This window comes from Streptomyces sp. NPDC001904, from assembly GCF_040297005.1.
GTDB lineage: Bacteria > Actinomycetota > Actinomycetes > Streptomycetales > Streptomycetaceae > Streptomyces.
In genome coordinates this window covers 462,824-478,930 of sequence record NZ_JBEOYI010000003.1, presented here as the reverse complement: position 1 = coordinate 478,930, position 16,107 = coordinate 462,824, and the positions used below count along the sequence as shown (strand labels likewise).

General features: G+C 72.2%; 10 protein-coding genes. 4 read left to right on the top strand and 6 right to left on the bottom strand.

From position 1 onward, the window contains the following. Nucleotides 1-647: 647 nt before the first annotated feature. The 3 genes from ABT127_RS06910 (at nucleotide 648) to ABT127_RS06900 (ending at nucleotide 5,938) form a co-directional block, all read left to right on the top strand. Complete coding sequence (locus ABT127_RS06910) at nucleotides 648-3,449, top strand: carbohydrate-binding protein (RefSeq protein WP_502971652.1); 2,802 nt, start codon at nucleotides 648-650, stop codon at nucleotides 3,447-3,449. Nucleotides 3,450-3,468: 19 nt separating this feature from the next. Further along, nucleotides 3,469-5,193 (top strand): ThuA domain-containing protein, encoded by a 1,725-nt coding sequence (locus ABT127_RS06905; RefSeq protein ID WP_502971643.1) that lies wholly within the window; start codon nucleotides 3,469-3,471, stop codon nucleotides 5,191-5,193. A 226-nt stretch (nucleotides 5,194-5,419) separates the two neighbouring features. Continuing rightward, nucleotides 5,420-5,938, top strand: a complete 519-nt coding sequence (locus ABT127_RS06900) for a hypothetical protein (RefSeq protein ID WP_351445337.1) — start codon at nucleotides 5,420-5,422, stop codon at nucleotides 5,936-5,938. Here the strand turns inward: ABT127_RS06900 and ABT127_RS06895 are convergent. The 6 genes from ABT127_RS06895 to ABT127_RS06870 form a co-directional block, all read right to left on the bottom strand. Continuing rightward, nucleotides 5,907-8,471: an FtsX-like permease family protein gene (locus ABT127_RS06895; RefSeq protein ID WP_351445335.1), complete on the bottom strand. Its 2,565-nt coding sequence runs from the start codon at nucleotides 8,469-8,471 to the stop codon at nucleotides 5,907-5,909. The two genes, ABT127_RS06900 and ABT127_RS06895, sit on opposite strands and share 32 nt — an antisense overlap. Nucleotides 8,472-8,568: 97 nt before the next feature. After that, nucleotides 8,569-9,330, bottom strand: coding sequence for an ABC transporter ATP-binding protein (locus ABT127_RS06890; protein WP_502971651.1), 762 nt, complete (start codon nucleotides 9,328-9,330; stop codon nucleotides 8,569-8,571). A gap of 197 nt (nucleotides 9,331-9,527) precedes the next feature. Then, entirely contained in the window at nucleotides 9,528-10,154 is a 627-nt protein-coding gene (locus ABT127_RS06885; protein ID WP_502971650.1) for a response regulator, read from the bottom strand. Between the two features lie 47 nt (nucleotides 10,155-10,201). Next, on the bottom strand, nucleotides 10,202-11,893 hold the full coding sequence (locus ABT127_RS06880) for a sensor histidine kinase (RefSeq protein WP_351445329.1): 1,692 nt from the start codon (nucleotides 11,891-11,893) through the stop codon (nucleotides 10,202-10,204). A 98-nt stretch (nucleotides 11,894-11,991) separates the two neighbouring features. Further along, nucleotides 11,992-13,626, bottom strand: a complete 1,635-nt coding sequence (gene abc-f / locus ABT127_RS06875; RefSeq protein WP_351445327.1) for a ribosomal protection-like ABC-F family protein — start codon at nucleotides 13,624-13,626, stop codon at nucleotides 11,992-11,994. Nucleotides 13,627-13,871: 245 nt separating this feature from the next. Next, nucleotides 13,872-14,306 (bottom strand): nuclear transport factor 2 family protein, encoded by a 435-nt coding sequence (locus ABT127_RS06870; protein ID WP_351445326.1) that lies wholly within the window; start codon nucleotides 14,304-14,306, stop codon nucleotides 13,872-13,874. A 174-nt stretch (nucleotides 14,307-14,480) separates the two neighbouring features. On the opposite strand from ABT127_RS06870, the gene ABT127_RS06865 reads away from it, so the two are divergent. Further along, complete coding sequence (locus tag ABT127_RS06865; protein WP_351445324.1) at nucleotides 14,481-16,103, top strand: AMP-binding protein; 1,623 nt, start codon at nucleotides 14,481-14,483, stop codon at nucleotides 16,101-16,103. Nucleotides 16,104-16,107: the final 4 nt, after the last annotated feature.

The following is a 16,107-nucleotide window of genomic DNA, read 5'->3' as shown; positions in this document are numbered from 1 at the left end:
GCCGCCGTCCAGCACGTCACGGCGGCTGGACGGCGGCCCCGGTATTTCAGGACGGGTGGGTGAGCTTCAACACCCCGGCTGAGCGGCTCTCCGCGCAAGGGCTGAGGACGGAGAGCCGCTTGTGACGAGTTCCCACGACGCGCCGGCGTACGCGCGCGGGGAACGGGACCGCGAGAAACAGTCCTCTCTCCTGCGCGCGCTCAGCAGGCGCCCGCACTCGTGCCGCACGCAAGCGCCCGTAGCTGGTCGATGCACGTATTCGGCGTCCCGCACGGGCATTTGTGTTGTCCCTTGACAAACTAGGAGGGCGTTGCCAGCATGCGAAATTCGCACGGACTGCATCGCCCCGAGATCCTCCGCACGGATCGGCACCTCCTCCCGGGAATGACAGCTCGTCACCCCCTGAGAGGCATTCCTCCCGCACGCGCCCGGAGTTGACATTGTCATGCCTTCTTCAGGTGCGTATCCCCGCACGGTCAGGAAGGAAGCTCATGTCCGCAAGCCCCAGACGTACGCACCTGAGACGCACCGGCCTCAGACGCACCGGCCTCAGAGGTACTGATCTCAGAGGTACCGACCTCGGACGTACGCGCCCCGGACGTACGCGCCCCCGACGCGCACTGCTCCGCTGGTTCCTCGCACTCGGGCTGGTGGCGGGAGGCGGCAGCCTGGCCGGTCCCGCGGTCGCCCAGCCCGCGGCCCGCCCCGACGTCGCGGCTGCACCCGCCGCCATCCCCGCGGGCGACTACCAGCAGGTCCAGCTCGCCGTCGGCGCGGCCGAACTGGGTGAGGCGATGTCCCTCGCGGTGCTGCCCGACCGCGCCGTCGTCCACACGGCCCGCGACGGCACGCTGCGGTACACGGACGCGGCGGGCAACACCAAGACCGCCGGGAAGCTCGACGTGTACACCCACGACGAGGAGGGGCTCCAGGGCGTGGCGGCCGACCCCGGCTTCGCCTCGAACCGCTACCTCTACCTGTACTACTCGCCCAAGCTCAGCACCCCGGCCGGGGACGCGCCGACCACCGGCACCGCCGCCGACTTCGCGGCCTGGAAGGGGCACCTGAACCTCTCCCGCTTCACGCTGAAGACCGACGGCACCCTCGACATGGCCAGCGAGAAGGTCCTCCTGGAGGTCGACAACGACCGGGGCCAGTGCTGTCACGTGGGCGGCGACATCGACTTCGACGCCGCCGGGAACCTGTACCTGACGACCGGCGACGACACCAACCCGTTCGACTCGGCCGGGTACGCGCCCATCGACGAACGCACCGACCGCAACCCGCAGTTCGACGCCCAGCGCAGCTCGGGCAACACCAACGACCTGCGCGGCAAGGTCCTGCGCATCAAGCCCACGGCGGCCGGCGGCTACACCGTCCCCTCCGGCAACCTCTTCGCGCCGGGCACCGCGAAGACGCGCCCCGAGATCTACGCGATGGGCTTCCGCAACCCGTTCCGGATGTCCGTCGACAAGGCCACCGGCACCGTCTACCTCGGCGACTACGGCCCCGACGCCGGCGCCACCGACGCCACCCGCGGCCCCAGCGGGCAGGTCGAGTTCAACCGGATCACCGCCCCGGGCAACTACGGATGGCCGTACTGCACGGGCACGAACACGGCCAGCGAGACGTACGGCGAGTACACGTTCCCCAGCGGCCCGTCCGCGGGCAAGTACGCCTGCGCGAGCGGCCCGGCCAACAACTCCTTCCGCAACACCGGACAGGCCACGCTGCCCGCCGCCAAGCCCGCCTGGATCAGGTACGCGGGCGACGCCGGGTCGCCGCCCGAGTTCGGCAGCGGCTCCGAGTCGCCGATGGGCGGACCCGTCTACCGGTACGACGCGAACCTCAACTCCGCCGTGAAGTTCCCGCAGTCGCTCGACGGGAAGTTCTTCGCGGGCGAGTACGGCCGCAAGTGGATCAAGGCGATCGAGGTCAAGGCCGACGGATCACCCGGCACGATCGAGAACTTCCCCTGGACCGGCACCCAGGTCATGGACCAGGCCTTCGGCCCCGACGGCGCGCTCTACGTGCTCGACTACGGCACCGGCGCCAACAACCAGGCCCTCTACCGCATCGAGTACCTGGCCGGCAGCAACCGCAATCCGATCGCCAAGGCGGCGGCCGACAAGGTCTCCGGTGCCGTCCCGCTCACCGTCGCGTTCTCCTCGGCGGGCAGCTCCGACCCGGAGGGCAAGGCCCTGACCTACGCGTGGGACTTCGGCGACGGAACCAGCTCCACCGCGGCCAACCCCAGCCACACGTACACCACCAAGGGCACCTTCCGTCCCACGCTCACCGTGCGGGACCCGGAAGGACTCACCGGCACGGCCAGCCTCGTGGTGACCTCCGGTAACACCGCGCCGACCGTCACGCTCCAGACACCGGGGGACGGCGCGCTGTTCTCCTTCGGTGACACCGTGCCCTTCCGGGTCGCCGTGAGCGATCCCGAGGACGGCACCGTCGACTGCTCCAAGGTCAAGGTCACCTACCTCCTCGGACACGACGAGCACCGCCACCAGATCACCCAGGCCACGGGCTGCACCGGCAGCATCGCCGTGCCGACCGACGGTGAGCACGACAGCGCCGCCAACATCTACGGGGTCTTCGACGCCGAGTACACCGACGCCGCGGGCCTGACCACGCACAGCACCCGCGTCCTCCAGCCGCGCCACCGCCAGGGCGAGCACTTCTCCGCCCAGTCCGGCGTGCAGATCGCGCCGCACGGCACCGCGGAGGGCGGGAACACCGTCGGCTACACCGACAACGGCGACTGGATCTCCTTCAAGCCGTACGTGCTCGCCAACGCGAGCAGGATCACCGCGCGGGTCTCCTCCGGCGGCGCGGGCGGAACCCTCGAGGTCCGCGCGGGCTCGGCGACGGGCACCCTGCTCGGCAGCGCGACCGTCGCACCGACCGGCGGCTGGGAGAACTTCGCCGACGTCAGCGCGAACCTGAGCGGAGCGCCGGCCGGCACCACCGAGCTGTTCCTCGTCTTCAAGGGACCGACGGGCCAGGGCAACCTCTTCGACCTCGACGCCTTCACCTTCACCACCGCGAGCGCGGGCCAGACCGTCGAGGGCGAGTCGTACTCCTCCTCGCAGGGCGTCCAGATCGCCGACCACGCCCCGGCCAGCGGCGGCAAGACGCTCGGCTACATCGAGAACGGCGACTGGGCCGGCTACGCCTCCGTACCGACCGCAGGGACCAAGACCTTCTCCGCGAAGGTCTCCTCGGCCGGGGCCGGAGGCACGATCCAGATCCGGTCCGGCTCCGCGACCGGCCCCGTGCTCGGTTCGGTCGCCGTCGCCAACACCGGCGGCTGGGAGACCTTCGCCACGGTCTCCACGGCGCTGACGGGGACCACGAGTTCCGGAGCGCTGTTCCTCACGTTCACCGGAGGATCCGGCTCGCTCTTCGACATCGACACGCTCACCCTCACCAAGTGACCCACGACGAAGGGAGACAGTGATGTTCCACCGGCTCCGCGCACGACCACGGGCCGCCGTCGCGGCCGTCGCCCTCGCCCTGGGCGTCGCGGGCTCGCTCCTGAGCCCCGCCCAGCAGGCCAGGGCGGCCGATCCCGCCTACCGGGTGCTGGTCTTCAGCAAGACCGCCGGCTTCCGGCACGACTCCATACCGGCCGGGACCCAGGCCCTGCGCGACCTGGGAGCGGCCAACAACTTCACGGTCACCGCCACCGAGGACGCGGGCGCGTTCACCACCGCCAACCTGTCGGGGTTCAAGGCCGTCGTCTTCCTCTCCACCACCGGCGACGTCCTCAACTCCGCCCAGCAGACGGCGCTCCAGGGCTACGTCGACGGCGGCGGCGGATTCCTCGGCGTCCACGCGGCCGCCGACACCGAGTACGACTGGCCCTACTACCAGCAGCTGGCCGGCGCCTGGTTCAAGTCCCATCCCGCCATCCAGCAGGCCACGGTGAAGACCGAGGACCGGGCGCACGCCGCCACCGCGCACCTGGGCCGCACCTGGAGCCGCACCGACGAGTGGTACAACTACCGCACCAACCCGCGCTCCACCGCCCACGTCCTGCAGAGTCTCGACGAAAGCAGCTACTCCGGCGGCGAGATGGCGGGCGACCACCCCATCACGTGGTGCCATCCGCAGGGAACCGGCCGCTCCTTCTACACCGGGCTCGGCCACACCCAGGAGTCGTACGCGGACCCCGCCTTCCGCACGCTGCTGCTCGGCGGCATCCGGTACGCGGCCGGGTACGCCAAGGCCGACTGCCGTCCCGAGACCGGGTACACACCCCTGTACGACGGCTCCACCGCGGGCTGGTCCCAGGCCGGCCCCGGCGGGTTCACCTCCGCCGACGCGACCCTGTCGTCGCAGGGCGGCATGGGCCTGTACTGGTACCAGGCGAAGCAGTTCACGTCGTACTCGCTCAAGCTGGACTGGCGGATGCCGGGCGACGACAACTCCGGTGTCTTCGTGGGCTTCCCGGCCTCCGGCGACCCCAACTCGGCGGTCCAGCAGGGGTACGAGATCCAGATCGACGCCACCGACAGCGCCGACCGCACCACCGGATCGGTCTACGGTTTCCGGTCCGCCGACATCGCGGCCCGGGACGGTGCGCTGAACCCGCCGGGGAGCTGGAACACGTACGAGATCCGCGTGGAGGGGGAGCGGCTCCAGGTCTTCCTCAACGGAGTCAGGATCAACGACTTCACCAACACGGACCCGGTCCGCTCCCTTCAACAGGGATACATCGGCATCCAGAACCACGCCGCCGGCGACGACATCTCCTTCCGCAACATCCGGATCAAGGAGCTGGGGAGCACGCCCCCCAGCACGACCTACGAGGGTGAGGCGTACACGTCCTCGCAGGGCGTCCAGGTCGCCGACCACGGCCCGGCGAGCGGCGGAAGGACGCTCGGCTACATCGAGAACGGCGACTGGGCGGGCTACGGACAGGCTTCGCTCGACGGGGCCCGCACCTTCTCGGCGCGGGTCTCCTCGGCCGGAGCGGGCGGCACCCTCCAGATCCGCTCGGGCTCCGCGACCGGTCCGGTCGTGGGATCGGTGGCCGTCCCCAACACCGGCGGCTGGGAGACCTTCACGACGGTGTCGACGACGCTGACAGGCACGCCGACCGGGCCGACGTTCCTGACGTTCAGCGGGGGAGCGGGCTCACTCTTCGACGTCGACACCTTCACCCTCGGGAAGTAACCGGCAAGGGAACAGGCGCAGCGCACGGACGAGCGGGCCCGCGGTCACCGACCGCGGGCCCGCCGGACTCCGTCCGTCAGACGATGACGGGGACGGTGTCGGGGAGCTTGACCTCGACCCGGTTCGGGTCGCGCGGGAACCGGGGAGCGCGTCCCGGCGTCTCGTACGGGACGGCGAAGCCGTCGTACAGGGCCGGGGAACGTTCGAAGGCGGCGGTGGCGCAGGCATGTTCGTTCTGTTGATGTACGGCGCTCTGCTCGCCGTCCCGGTCTGGGCCGTCGCCGTGCTGATCAAGCTGGTCTCGGTCGTGCTGCCCGGCCGCCGCCCGGACTGGGCCAGGGACCTGATGCTCTGGTGTGCCGCCATGGCGGCGGCAGCGGCCCTGCTCGTGTACGTGGTGGGGCTCGGCGCGGTCCAGTGGGACGCCCACGAGGCGGAGTCCGGCGCGGGCTCGGCCCCGGCCGAGCCCTGCCGTTCGCTCGCCCCCGCCGCGTCGGCCCACCTCACCGGACACGAACCGTCCTACCTGCCGCTCGGCTTCCGCTGCCTCCTGGACGACGGGAGCGAGATCGCGGGCGCCGGCCCCTACACCTGGTTGAACACCCTCACCGTGGCGTTCGCCCTGGCGGCCGTGGTCCTGGCGCTCGCGGTGGGATTCCGGGACGAGTTCCGGGCGCGCGCGGAACGCGGGACGGACGGGGCAGCGCGCCCCGCTACGCCTGGGCGACCGCCTGGAGCGGACTGAGCGCGGCCGCCCGGCGGGCCGGGAGCGCGGACGCGATCGTGCCGACCGCGAGGGACACGAGGGTGATGACCGCGAGCGAGGCCCAGGGCGGGGAGAAGGAGTACTGAGGGATCGCGCCGTTGAGCAGACCGCTGATCCTCCACGCTCCGAACAGGCCACCGGCCAGCCCGAGCAGGGTGCCGAAGGCCGCGATGCAGAGGGATTCGAGACGGATCATGCGGCGGATGTCCGAGCGGTCCGTCCCGATGGCGCGCAGCACGCCGATCTCGCGGGTGCGTTCGGTGACCGACATGGCGAGGGTGTTGACCATGCCGAGGGCGGAGATCAGGACGCCGACGGCGAGCAGACCGAAGACCATGGCCATCAGGCTCCCGGCGGTGCCGGCCTGTTCCCGGACGAGCTGGTCGCGGCTCTGGACCTTCAGCAACGGGCTGTGGCCGACGGCGGCGCGCAGCCTCTTCTCCAGGGCGCCGGAGACGGCGTCGCCGGTGGTGCGCACCAGGACGCGCTGCACGGAATCGCGGAGCAGCGCCCCCTTCTGGACGTCCGCGCGGTCGCCGAGGACGTCCTGGGCGGTGGGGTTGTCCCGATAGACGCCGACGACGGTGTACGGCCGGTCGTTGTCGTCCGTGCCGGGGCCGATGTGCGTCCGGATCTGCCGGCCGGTGGTGATCCGCTGCTCGTGGGCGAAGCTTTCGGACACCGCGATCCGGCCGGGGCCGAGGTCCTTCAGGGAACCGCTCAGGAAGCGCAGGTTCAGCACGTCGTCCACGGTGCCGGGGTCGACGCCCGAGATGTTCGCGACGGAGCCGTAGGCCAGGCTGGAGTCCGCGACGGCGGACACGGTCCGCACGCCGGGCAGGGCGGCGAGCCGCTCGACGGCGGCGGAATCGACCGCGGCACCGCTGCTGTGGGTGCTGATCACGTAGTCGGCGCTCAGCCCGGCGGCCGCCTGGGCGTCCAGGGCCTTGTTCGAGGACTGGTCGATGACCGCGAGCGAGGCGACCAGCGCCGTGCTGATCATGAGGGCGGCCGCGGTGGCGGCGGTGCGCCGCGGGTCGCGCAGCGTGTTCTGCCGGGCCAGGTCGCCGACCGCGCCGAAGGGGGCGAGCGGACGGCCGAGCAGGCGGATCACCGGAGCCGCGAGCAGCGGTGCGAGGACGAGGAGCCCCAGGACGAGGAGGCCGCCGCCGAACAGCGCGTCCTGCACGTTCTCGTCACTGGCGCTGGTCGCGTCGTCGAGGGACAACAGCAGGCCCGCACCCGCGGCGAGCAGGACCACGCCGACGACGCAGCGGATCCGGGACACCGTGGCGGAGGGCGGCTGTCGGGCGCTGCGCATCGCCTCGACCGGCGCGATCCGGGCGGCGCGCCGGGCCGGCAGCCAGGCGGCGGCCACGGTCACGCCGACACCCACGGCGAGCGCGGCGAGGACCGGTGTCGCGCCGATGACCAGCGGGCCGTCGGGCATGAGGTCGTCGGAGGTGTCCAGCAGACTGGGCAGCAGCTCGGCGACGCCCAGGCCGAGGACGAAACCGAGGGCGGAGGCGACCAGTCCGACCAGGGCCGCTTCGGCGAGGACCGAGCCGACGACCTGGCGACGGGTGGCACCGATGGCCCGGAGCAGTGCGATCTCGTGGATCCTGCGGGACACCAGCATCGTGAAGGTGTTGACGATCAGGAACGAGCCGATGAACAGGGAGACCACGGCGAAGAGCAGCGGAAGACGCTCGTAGCTGCTGGTCCTGGCCGCGACGAACACGGCCTGCTGGTCGGCCTGGGCGGACGCGGTGACGGCCTCGGCGCGGCCGGCGGGCAGCAGCGCGCCGACCCGGTCCCGGAGCCGGAACTGGTCGGTGCCCGGCGCGGCGGTCAGGTCGATGCCGCTGTAGTGGCCGGGGACGGCGAACATCCTCTGCGCGGTGGCCTTGTCGAACACGGCGAGGGTGCCTCCGGCGTTGACCCGGCTGTCCGTGGTGGACACCAGTCCCACCAGGCGCTTCCTGAGGACGGGCCCGTCGACGGCGAGGGTGACGGTGTCGCCGAGGGAGTATCCGGCGGCCTTCGCCGTGCCCCGGTCCAGGGCCACTTCACGGCTGTCGGCGGGTGCGCGGCCGGCCGTCAGCGGGTAGCGCGGGTCCGTGCCGTCCGCACGGGGGACGTAGGCGGCGCCGAACCTGCCCATCATGTCGTCGGCCCGCAGGGGCGTGCCGTCCTTCGCGGCGAGCGTGACCGAGCCGCTCGCGTCCGGGCGGACGGAGGCGACGCCGTCGACGGCGGCCAGCTCGCGCACCAGGGTGTCGTCGAGGGCACCGTACTGTTCCCGGACGGTGGCGCCCGGTTCCGCCGCCGGGGTGACGGTCACGTCGAGGTCGTGGAAGTCCTGGGAGACGGCGGCGCGGTGGGCGGCCGTGGTGGAGTCGGCGAAGACGAGAGAACCGGAGATGAACGCGACACCGAGACAGACCGCGAGGACGGTCATGGCCAGGCGTGCCTTGTGCGCGAGGACGTTGCGCAGCGCTGTTCGCAGCATGGTGGGCTTTCGGGAGAAGAGGGATGCGGGGGAGCGGAGTGAAGGAGGGGGCGCCGTCGCCGGTGGCCGGCCCGGGCGGGTGCCTGCTCCGCGCGCGTCAGTGCGTGGGTGCGGCCGGCGTCTCGAAGGCGAGCATCCGGTCGAGCACCGCGTCGGCGCCGGGCTCGTGCAGCTCGTCCACGAGACGTCCGTCGGACAGGAACACCACGCGATCGGCGTGGGCGGCGGCGACCGGGTCGTGGGTGACCATCACGACGGTCTGGCCCAAGTCCCGTACGGAGTCCCGCAGGAAGCCCAGCACTTCCGCGCCCGAGCGGGAGTCGAGGTTGCCGGTGGGCTCGTCGGCGAACACGATGTCCGGGCGGGACACCAGGGCGCGGGCGACCGCGACGCGCTGCTGCTGGCCGCCGGACAACTGGGCCGGCCGGTGGGCGAGCCGGTCGGCGAGTCCGACGGTCGCCACCACCGTGTCGAGCCACGCGGCATCCGGCTTCCGGCCCGCCAGACGCAGGGGCAGCGTCATGTTCTCCAGCGCCGTCTGGGTGGGCAGCAGGTTGAAGCCCTGGAACACGAAGCCGACCTTCTCCCGGCGCAGCGCGGTGAGTTCGCGGTCGGTCAGCGAGGCGAGTTCCACGCCGCCGATGCGCGCCGAGCCCGAACTGAGGGAGTCCAGCCCCGCCATGCAGTGCATCAGCGTCGACTTGCCCGAGCCGGACGGGCCCATCACGGCGGTGAACCGGCCGCGCGCGAAGTCCACGGACACCGCGTCGAGGGCGGTGACCCGGGTGTCGCCCTTCCCGTACACCTTCGTGAGGTCGGTGGCGCGGGCGGCCGGTTCCCCGGCGGGGACGGTGAGCATGGGTGACATGGGAACTCCGAAGGGGGACGTAGGCCGCTCGCACGACGCGGGGCGAACCGGAACATCCCCATCCTCAAGGCTTCCACCTGCGTAAACATCGCCCCAGAGGCGGTAGTCGAGCTCTTCAGAAGGAGAGAGAGGAGGGCCGTCTCCCTGCCTTTCGGCAGACTCCGCCGACGGCGACGGGAACGCAGGCGTCAGGGGCGCAGGTCCGCCCGATGAGCGAGCAGCGCCGCCTGCACGCGGCTGGCGGAACCGGTCTTCTCCAGGACCGCTCTCACATGCGTCTTCACCGTGCCGACGCCGATGCCCAGGCGCTCGGCGAGGTCCTGGTTCGACAGGCCTTCGCCGAGCATCGCCAGGACCTGCCGTTCGCGCGCGGTGAGCCGGGCGATCCGTTCGTCCTCGGAATCCGGGTGGCCGAGCGCGGGGGAGACGCCGCGCAGCATGCGGGCGATCACGGATCCGGTGACACCGGGGGAGAGCACCGCGTCCCCGGCGGCGGCCGCCCGGAGCGCGCTGATCAGCTCCTGCGGTCCCTCGTCCTTGAGGATGAAGCCGCAGGCGCCGTCGCGCAGCGCACGCAGCACGTTCGGCTCGTCGCCGAAGGTCGTCAGCATGACCACCCGCGGCGCCGGATCCAGGGCCAGCAGGGACCGGATCGCGGCCAGTCCGTCGCCGCCGGGCATCCGGATGTCCAGCAGCACCACGTCCGGCCGGTGCTCGGCGGCCTCCGCGACCGCGCGGACCCCGTCCGGGGCCTCGGCGACCACCTCGATGCCGTCGCTGTGCTTGAGGATCAGGCGTACGCCGTGCCGGATCATCGCCTCGTCGTCGGCGAGCAGGACACGGATCGCGGGCGCGCTGCCGCTCACGGGGCCTCCCAGGGCGGACGGTCCGTCACGGACGGCACGGTGAAATGGTCGATGGCGATGAGACGGCGGGCCCCGTCGAAGCAGTAGCGGTCGATCCGCAGCACGTCCCGCGGACCCTCCAGACTTCCGTGGCGGTACACGCAGCCGGCCGCCCCCGCGGGACGCGACGGTTCGTGTCCGGTGGCCGCGGCCCGTGTGCCCGGGTCGTCGTAGACGCCCTTCAGCTGCCCGTAGGTCATGCCCAGGCGCGGTACGGGCGGCGGGGTCACGCCGCGCGGCAGGCCGTACACCATGACGATTCCGGCGGCCATCGTCACCCACAGGGCCGCCGCGCCAAGGGCGAGGACCCGGCGCCCGGTCCGTCGCGGAGTGCGGGCGAGCGCCGCCGGACCGTCCACGGCGGCGGACGCCGTGTCCGTACCGGTGTCGGCCGTGTCCGGCGCGGTCTCGTCCGAGGTCGCCGAGACGGTCCCGTCCGGTGTCGCCGGGACGGTCGCGCGCACCTGGAACCCGCCGGACGGCAGCCGGCCCGCCTCCAGTACGCCGCCCAGCAGCCCGACCCGCTCGCGCAACCCGGTCAGACCTCGTCCGGTACCGAGCCCGGCCGGTGCGTCCGGGGCCGTGGCCGGGGCGCCGTTGCGGACGGTCACCCGCACCGTCCCGTCCTCGTGCGCGACCCGCACGGTGACGGAGGAGTCCGGCGCGTAACGGTGCACGTTGGTGAGTGCTTCCCGGACCACCCGGTGCACGGCCCGGCGTACGGCCGCGGGGCACCCGTCGAGATCGGGGCCCGTCCACTCCAGGTCCACGCGTACGCCGCCGTCCCGGGACGCCGCCACCAGCGTCGCGAGGCCGGCGCGGGTACCGGTGGCGTCGGTCAGCGCGTCCGGGCCGGTGTCCCGGCCGAGCGGGCCGAGGACGCCGAGTGCCTGACGCAGCTCGCGCATCGCGTCGCGGGTGGTGCGGCGGACTAGGACGGCCTCGTCGCGCAGCTCCGGCGCGGACCGTCCCAGAGCCATTTCGAGCCCGCCCGCGTGCAGCGAGATCAGGCTGAGCCGGTGGCCCAGGAGATCGTGCATCTCGGCCGCGATCCGGGACCGCTCACGGGCACGGGCCTCGCCGTCCGCGGAGCGCCGGGCCCGTTCGGCCGCGTCGCCCCGCTCGCGCATGGCCCGCAGCAGTCGCGCCTGCTGCCCGGCGACCGTCCCGATCAGTCCGGGCACGACGACGGCGGTGACCGCCAGCACCAGCCCCTGAGCAGGTCCGTGGGAGGCACGGCCGGTGCCGAGGGCGGAGGCGGTGGCGGTCGCGGTCGCCACCACGAGCAGGCTCCCGCCGGCGAGGGCCCGCGTCCGGTCGCGGGAGCGCACCGTGTCCAGGGCCACGGTGTACGCGGCCGCCGCGGTCACCGGCCCGGTGACCGGGGCGGCCCCGGCCAGCACGGCGAGAGCCATCAGCACGGTCAGGGGCAGCCGCCGGCGCAGGCCGAAGAGTGCCGCCGCGAGCAGGACCGCCCCGAGCTGGAACCCCGGGTGCGGAGGCTCGGAGAAGCTCAGGACGCCCCAGAGGAGCACCAGGGAGGCCGCGGCCGCACCGGCGGTCTCCGCGAGGACCCGGCCGCGACCCGGTCGCACCGAGGAGGTGCCGTCCAGGGGGACGGGATGACGGAAACCGCTGATGGGGGGCACGCACTCCAGTATTGACGCCGCGAGGGCACACCGCTGTGGTCCTCAGGGCCGAGGGCGGGCTCTGCCTTTCGGCAGAGCCCCGGGAGCACACCGACGGGTCACCCCTCGGGGCCGCCGCTCTCCTGGAGCGTGCCGTCGGCCACGCGCAGCCAGCGGTTCACCCCGATCTCGGTCAGGAACCGCTCGTCGTGGCTGACCACCATGAACGCGCCCTGGTAGGAGTTCAGCGCGCTCTCCAGCTGGCCCGCGCTGACCAGGTCGAGGTTGTTGGTCGGTTCGTCGAGCAGCAGCAGGTGCGGGGCGGGCTCCGCGCACAGCACACAGGCCAGCGTGGCGCGCAGCCGCTCGCCGCCGGACAGCACCCCGACCGGCAGATGCGCACGGGCGCCCCGGAAGAGGAAGCGGGCCAGCAGGTTCATCCGCTCCGCCTCGGGCCGCTCGGGCGCGAACGCCGCGAAGTTCTCCGCCACCGTCAGCTCGGGGTCCAGCAGATCGAGACGCTGCGACAGGTACGCGATCCGGCCGTCGCCCCGCTTGGCCTCCCCGCTGTCCGGGGCGAGGTCGCCGGTGATCATCCGCAGCAGCGTGCTCTTGCCCGCGCCGTTGGGCCCGGTCAGCGCGATCCGCTCGGGGCCGCGCACGGTCAGGTCGATGCCGCCGTCGGCGAACACCGGCCGGCCGGCGTGCCGGGCCTGGAGCCCCTCGCCGATGAAGAGGTTCCGCCCGGCGGGCACCTGGGTGTCCGGCAGCTCCAGGGTGAGGCGCTGCTCGTCGCGCACGGCCCGCCCGGCCTCGTCGAGGCGGGCCTTCGCCTCGCTGACCCGGGAGGCGTGCATCGTGCCGGACCGGCCGGCGGCCTCCTGCGCGCCGCGCTTCATGGTCCCGGCGAAGATCTTGGGCAGTCCGGCGCTCTTGAGGTTCTTGGCCGCGTTGCTCTGTCGCCGCTCGGCGCGCTCGCGGGCCTGCTGCATCTCCCGCTTCTCGCGCTTGAGTTCCTGCGCGGCGTTGCGGACGTTCTTCTCGGCGACCTCCTGCTCGGCGCGCACCGCCTCCTCGTACTCGGTGAAGTTGCCGCCGTACAGGCGCAGTTCACCGCCGCCGAGTTCGGCGATGCGTTCCATGCGGTCGAGCAGCGCCCGGTCGTGGCTGACCAGCAGCAGACAGCCGGTGAAGTCCGACAGCACGTCGTAGAGCTTGTGCCGTGCCTCGAGGTCGAGGTTGTTGGTCGGCTCGTCGAGCAGCAGCACGTCGGGCCGCTTCAGCAGCTGGGCGGCGAGGCCCAGCGAGACGATCTGGCCGCCGCTGAGCGTGCTCAGGCTCCGGTCCAGGGCGAGCCCGGCCAGACCGAGCCGGTCGAGCTGGGCACGGGTGCGCTCCTCGATGTCCCAGTCGTCGCCGATGGTGGTGAAGTGCTCCTCGCTGACGTCGCCCGACTCGACGGCGTCGATGGCCCGGACGATCGGGGCGACCCCGAGCACCTCGGAGACCGTGAGGCCGCCGGTCAGCGGCAGGTTCTGCGGGAGATGGCCGAGCGTGCCGTCGACCGAGACGGAGCCCGCCGTGGGCTTCAGCTCGCCCGCGATCAGCTTGAGCAGGGTGCTCTTGCCGGAGCCGTTCGGGGCCACCAGACCGGTGCGGCCCGGAGCGACGGTGAAGGAGAGGTCCTGGAAGACGGGGGTGTCGTCGGGCCAGGCGAAGGAGAGGTTCGAGCAGACGATGGAGGCGTCGGACATGGAAGTGACCTCGCGGAAGTGCGGGCAGACAGACCTCTGCCCTGGGCGGCGTGGGAAAAAGGGGTACGACCAACCGGCCACTCCGGCACAGCGCTCTCTCAGCGCCCTCCGGTGGCCTGTCAGAACCGGGTCTCACCCGGAGATGTCGTCGTCACCCGCCACGACTGCCACTCCTCGCTCACAGACTGTTCGCATACAACAGATCACATAAACCCTAGCAGGCACCGCGTGGGTACGGCCGTTCGTCAGCCGCGGAGGTGGCGGCTCACGTCTCCCACCAGGTGGATGTGCACCCGGCGTTCGACGAACCGCCACCGCCCGTGGCGCCGGGCGAAGCGGTCGCGGTAGCGGCCCGCGGCCACGGGCTGCAACGGCAGTCCGGGCAGCTCCTGGAAGACGGTGACGTAGGAGCGGGCGGAAGCGGTGCCGGGCGCGTCGTCCACGTCGACGGCGATGTTGGTCGTCACGTGGTGGGTGCGGGGTGTGCCGTCCTCGTAGAGGATCACGCTCTCCCGGAGCATGCGCTCGACGGCCTCGGCGCCCTCGACGGGCGGGCCGCTGCCGATGAACACGGCGTCGGCGAGCAGCGCGCCGACGCCGGCGAAGTCCCCGGTGTCGACCAGTTCCGCGTACTGGGTGATGAGACGGGTCACGGCGAGGATGTCCGCGGAAGTGTCCATGCCGGCGAGCGTAGACGATCTCCGACGGCCTGCTCCACGCGTGCGGACCGGCCCGGGCAGCGCGCCGAAATGCCCGGTGACGAGGGGGTACGAACTCGTGGCGGGCCCGGTTAAGTTGCTCACCGGGCGGACCCGCGCGGGGTCCGCCCGCCGAGTACCCAAGGAGGACCGCCGGTGACCGCCCCCTCGACCGCACTCTCGTACGCGCACGGCACCAGTGCGACGCCCCTGCTCGGCGACACCATCGGCGCCAACCTCCAGCGCGCCGTCGACGCCTGGCCCGAGCGCGAGGCACTCGTCGACGTGCCGAGCGGGCGCCGCTGGACGTACGGCCGGTTCGGCGCGGACGTCGACGAGTTGGCGCGCGGGCTGCTTGCGCGGGGCGTCGCCAAGGGGGACAGGGTCGGCATCTGGGCGGTCAACTGCCCGGAGTGGGTGCTCGTCCAGTACGCGACCGCGCGTATCGGCGCGATCATGGTGAACATCAACCCGGCCTACCGGGCGCACGAACTGGGCTACGTGCTGCGGCAGTCGGGCGTCAGCGTGCTCATCGCGTCACCCGGGCACAAGGGCACCGACTACCGCGAGCTGGTGCGCCGGGTCGCGCCCGAGTGTCCGCAACTGCGCGAGCGCGTCTTCATCGGCGACCACAGCTGGGACGCGCTCGTCGGAGGCGCACAGGCGGTGACGGCCGGACAACTGGCCCAGCGTGCGGCCGAGTTGTCCTGCGACGACCCGGTCAACATCCAGTACACCTCGGGCACGACCGGCTTCCCGAAGGGCGCCACGCTCTCCCACCACAACATCCTCAACAACGGCTTCTGGGTGGGTGAGACGGTCGGCTACAGCGAGCAGGACCGGGTGTGCCTGCCCGTGCCCTTCTACCACTGCTTCGGGATGGTGATGGGCAATCTGGGGGCCACCTCGCACGGCGCCTGCATCGTCATCCCCGCCCCGTCGTTCGAGCCCGCGGCGACGCTGCGGGCCGTGCAGGAGGAGCGGTGCACCTCGCTGTACGGCGTCCCGACCATGTTCATCGCCGAGCTGAACCTGCCGGACTTCGCCGGCTACGACCTGTCCAGCCTGCGCACCGGGATCATGGCGGGCTCGCCCTGTCCCGTCGAGGTGATGAAGCGGGTCGTCGCCGAGATGCACATGGCCGAGGTCTCCATCTGCTACGGCATGACCGAGACCTCGCCCGTCTCGCTGCAGACCCGCCGCGACGACGACCTGGAGCGCCGCACCGGCACCGTCGGCCGCGTCCTGCCGCACATCGAGGTCAAGGTCGTCGACCCGGTCACCGGCGTCACCCTGCCGCGCGGCGAACCCGGCGAGCTGTGCACCCGCGGCTACAGCGTCATGCTCGGCTACTGGGGAGAGCCGGAGAAGACCGCCGAGGTCGTCGACGCCGGACGGTGGATGCACACCGGGGACCTCGCGGTGCTGCGCGAGGACGGGTACGCGCAGATCGTCGGCCGCATCAAGGACATGATCATCCGCGGCGGCGAGAACATCTACCCGCGCGAGATCGAGGAGTTCCTGTACGGGCACCCGAAGGTCGCCGACGTCCAGGTGGTCGGGGTGCCGCACGAGAAGTACGGGGAAGAGGTCCTGGCCTGCGTGATCCTGCGGGACCCGGCGGATCCCCTCACCCTGGACGAGCTGCGCGCGTACTGCCGCGACCGGCTCGCGCACTACAAGGTGCCGAGCCGGCTGCGGCTCCTCGACGCGTTCCCGATGACGGTCAGCGGCAAGGTCCGCAAGGTCGAACTCCGCGAGGAGTTCCGGCCGGAGTGAGCCG

What these genes read in the sequence shown, in the direction of transcription:
- ABT127_RS06900 (WP_351445337.1), top strand. Translation starts at nt 5,420, where the DNA reads ATGTTCGTTCTGTTGATGTACGGCGCTCTGCTCGCCGTCCCGGTCTGG.
- ABT127_RS06895 (WP_351445335.1), bottom strand. Translation starts at nt 8,471, where the DNA reads ATGCTGCGAACAGCGCTGCGCAACGTCCTCGCGCACAAGGCACGCCTG.
- ABT127_RS06890 (WP_502971651.1), bottom strand. Translation starts at nt 9,330, where the DNA reads ATGCTCACCGTCCCCGCCGGGGAACCGGCCGCCCGCGCCACCGACCTC.
- ABT127_RS06885 (WP_502971650.1), bottom strand. Translation starts at nt 10,154, where the DNA reads ATGATCCGGCACGGCGTACGCCTGATCCTCAAGCACAGCGACGGCATC.
- abc-f (WP_351445327.1), bottom strand. Translation starts at nt 13,626, where the DNA reads ATGTCCGACGCCTCCATCGTCTGCTCGAACCTCTCCTTCGCCTGGCCC.
- ABT127_RS06870 (WP_351445326.1), bottom strand. Translation starts at nt 14,306, where the DNA reads ATGGACACTTCCGCGGACATCCTCGCCGTGACCCGTCTCATCACCCAG.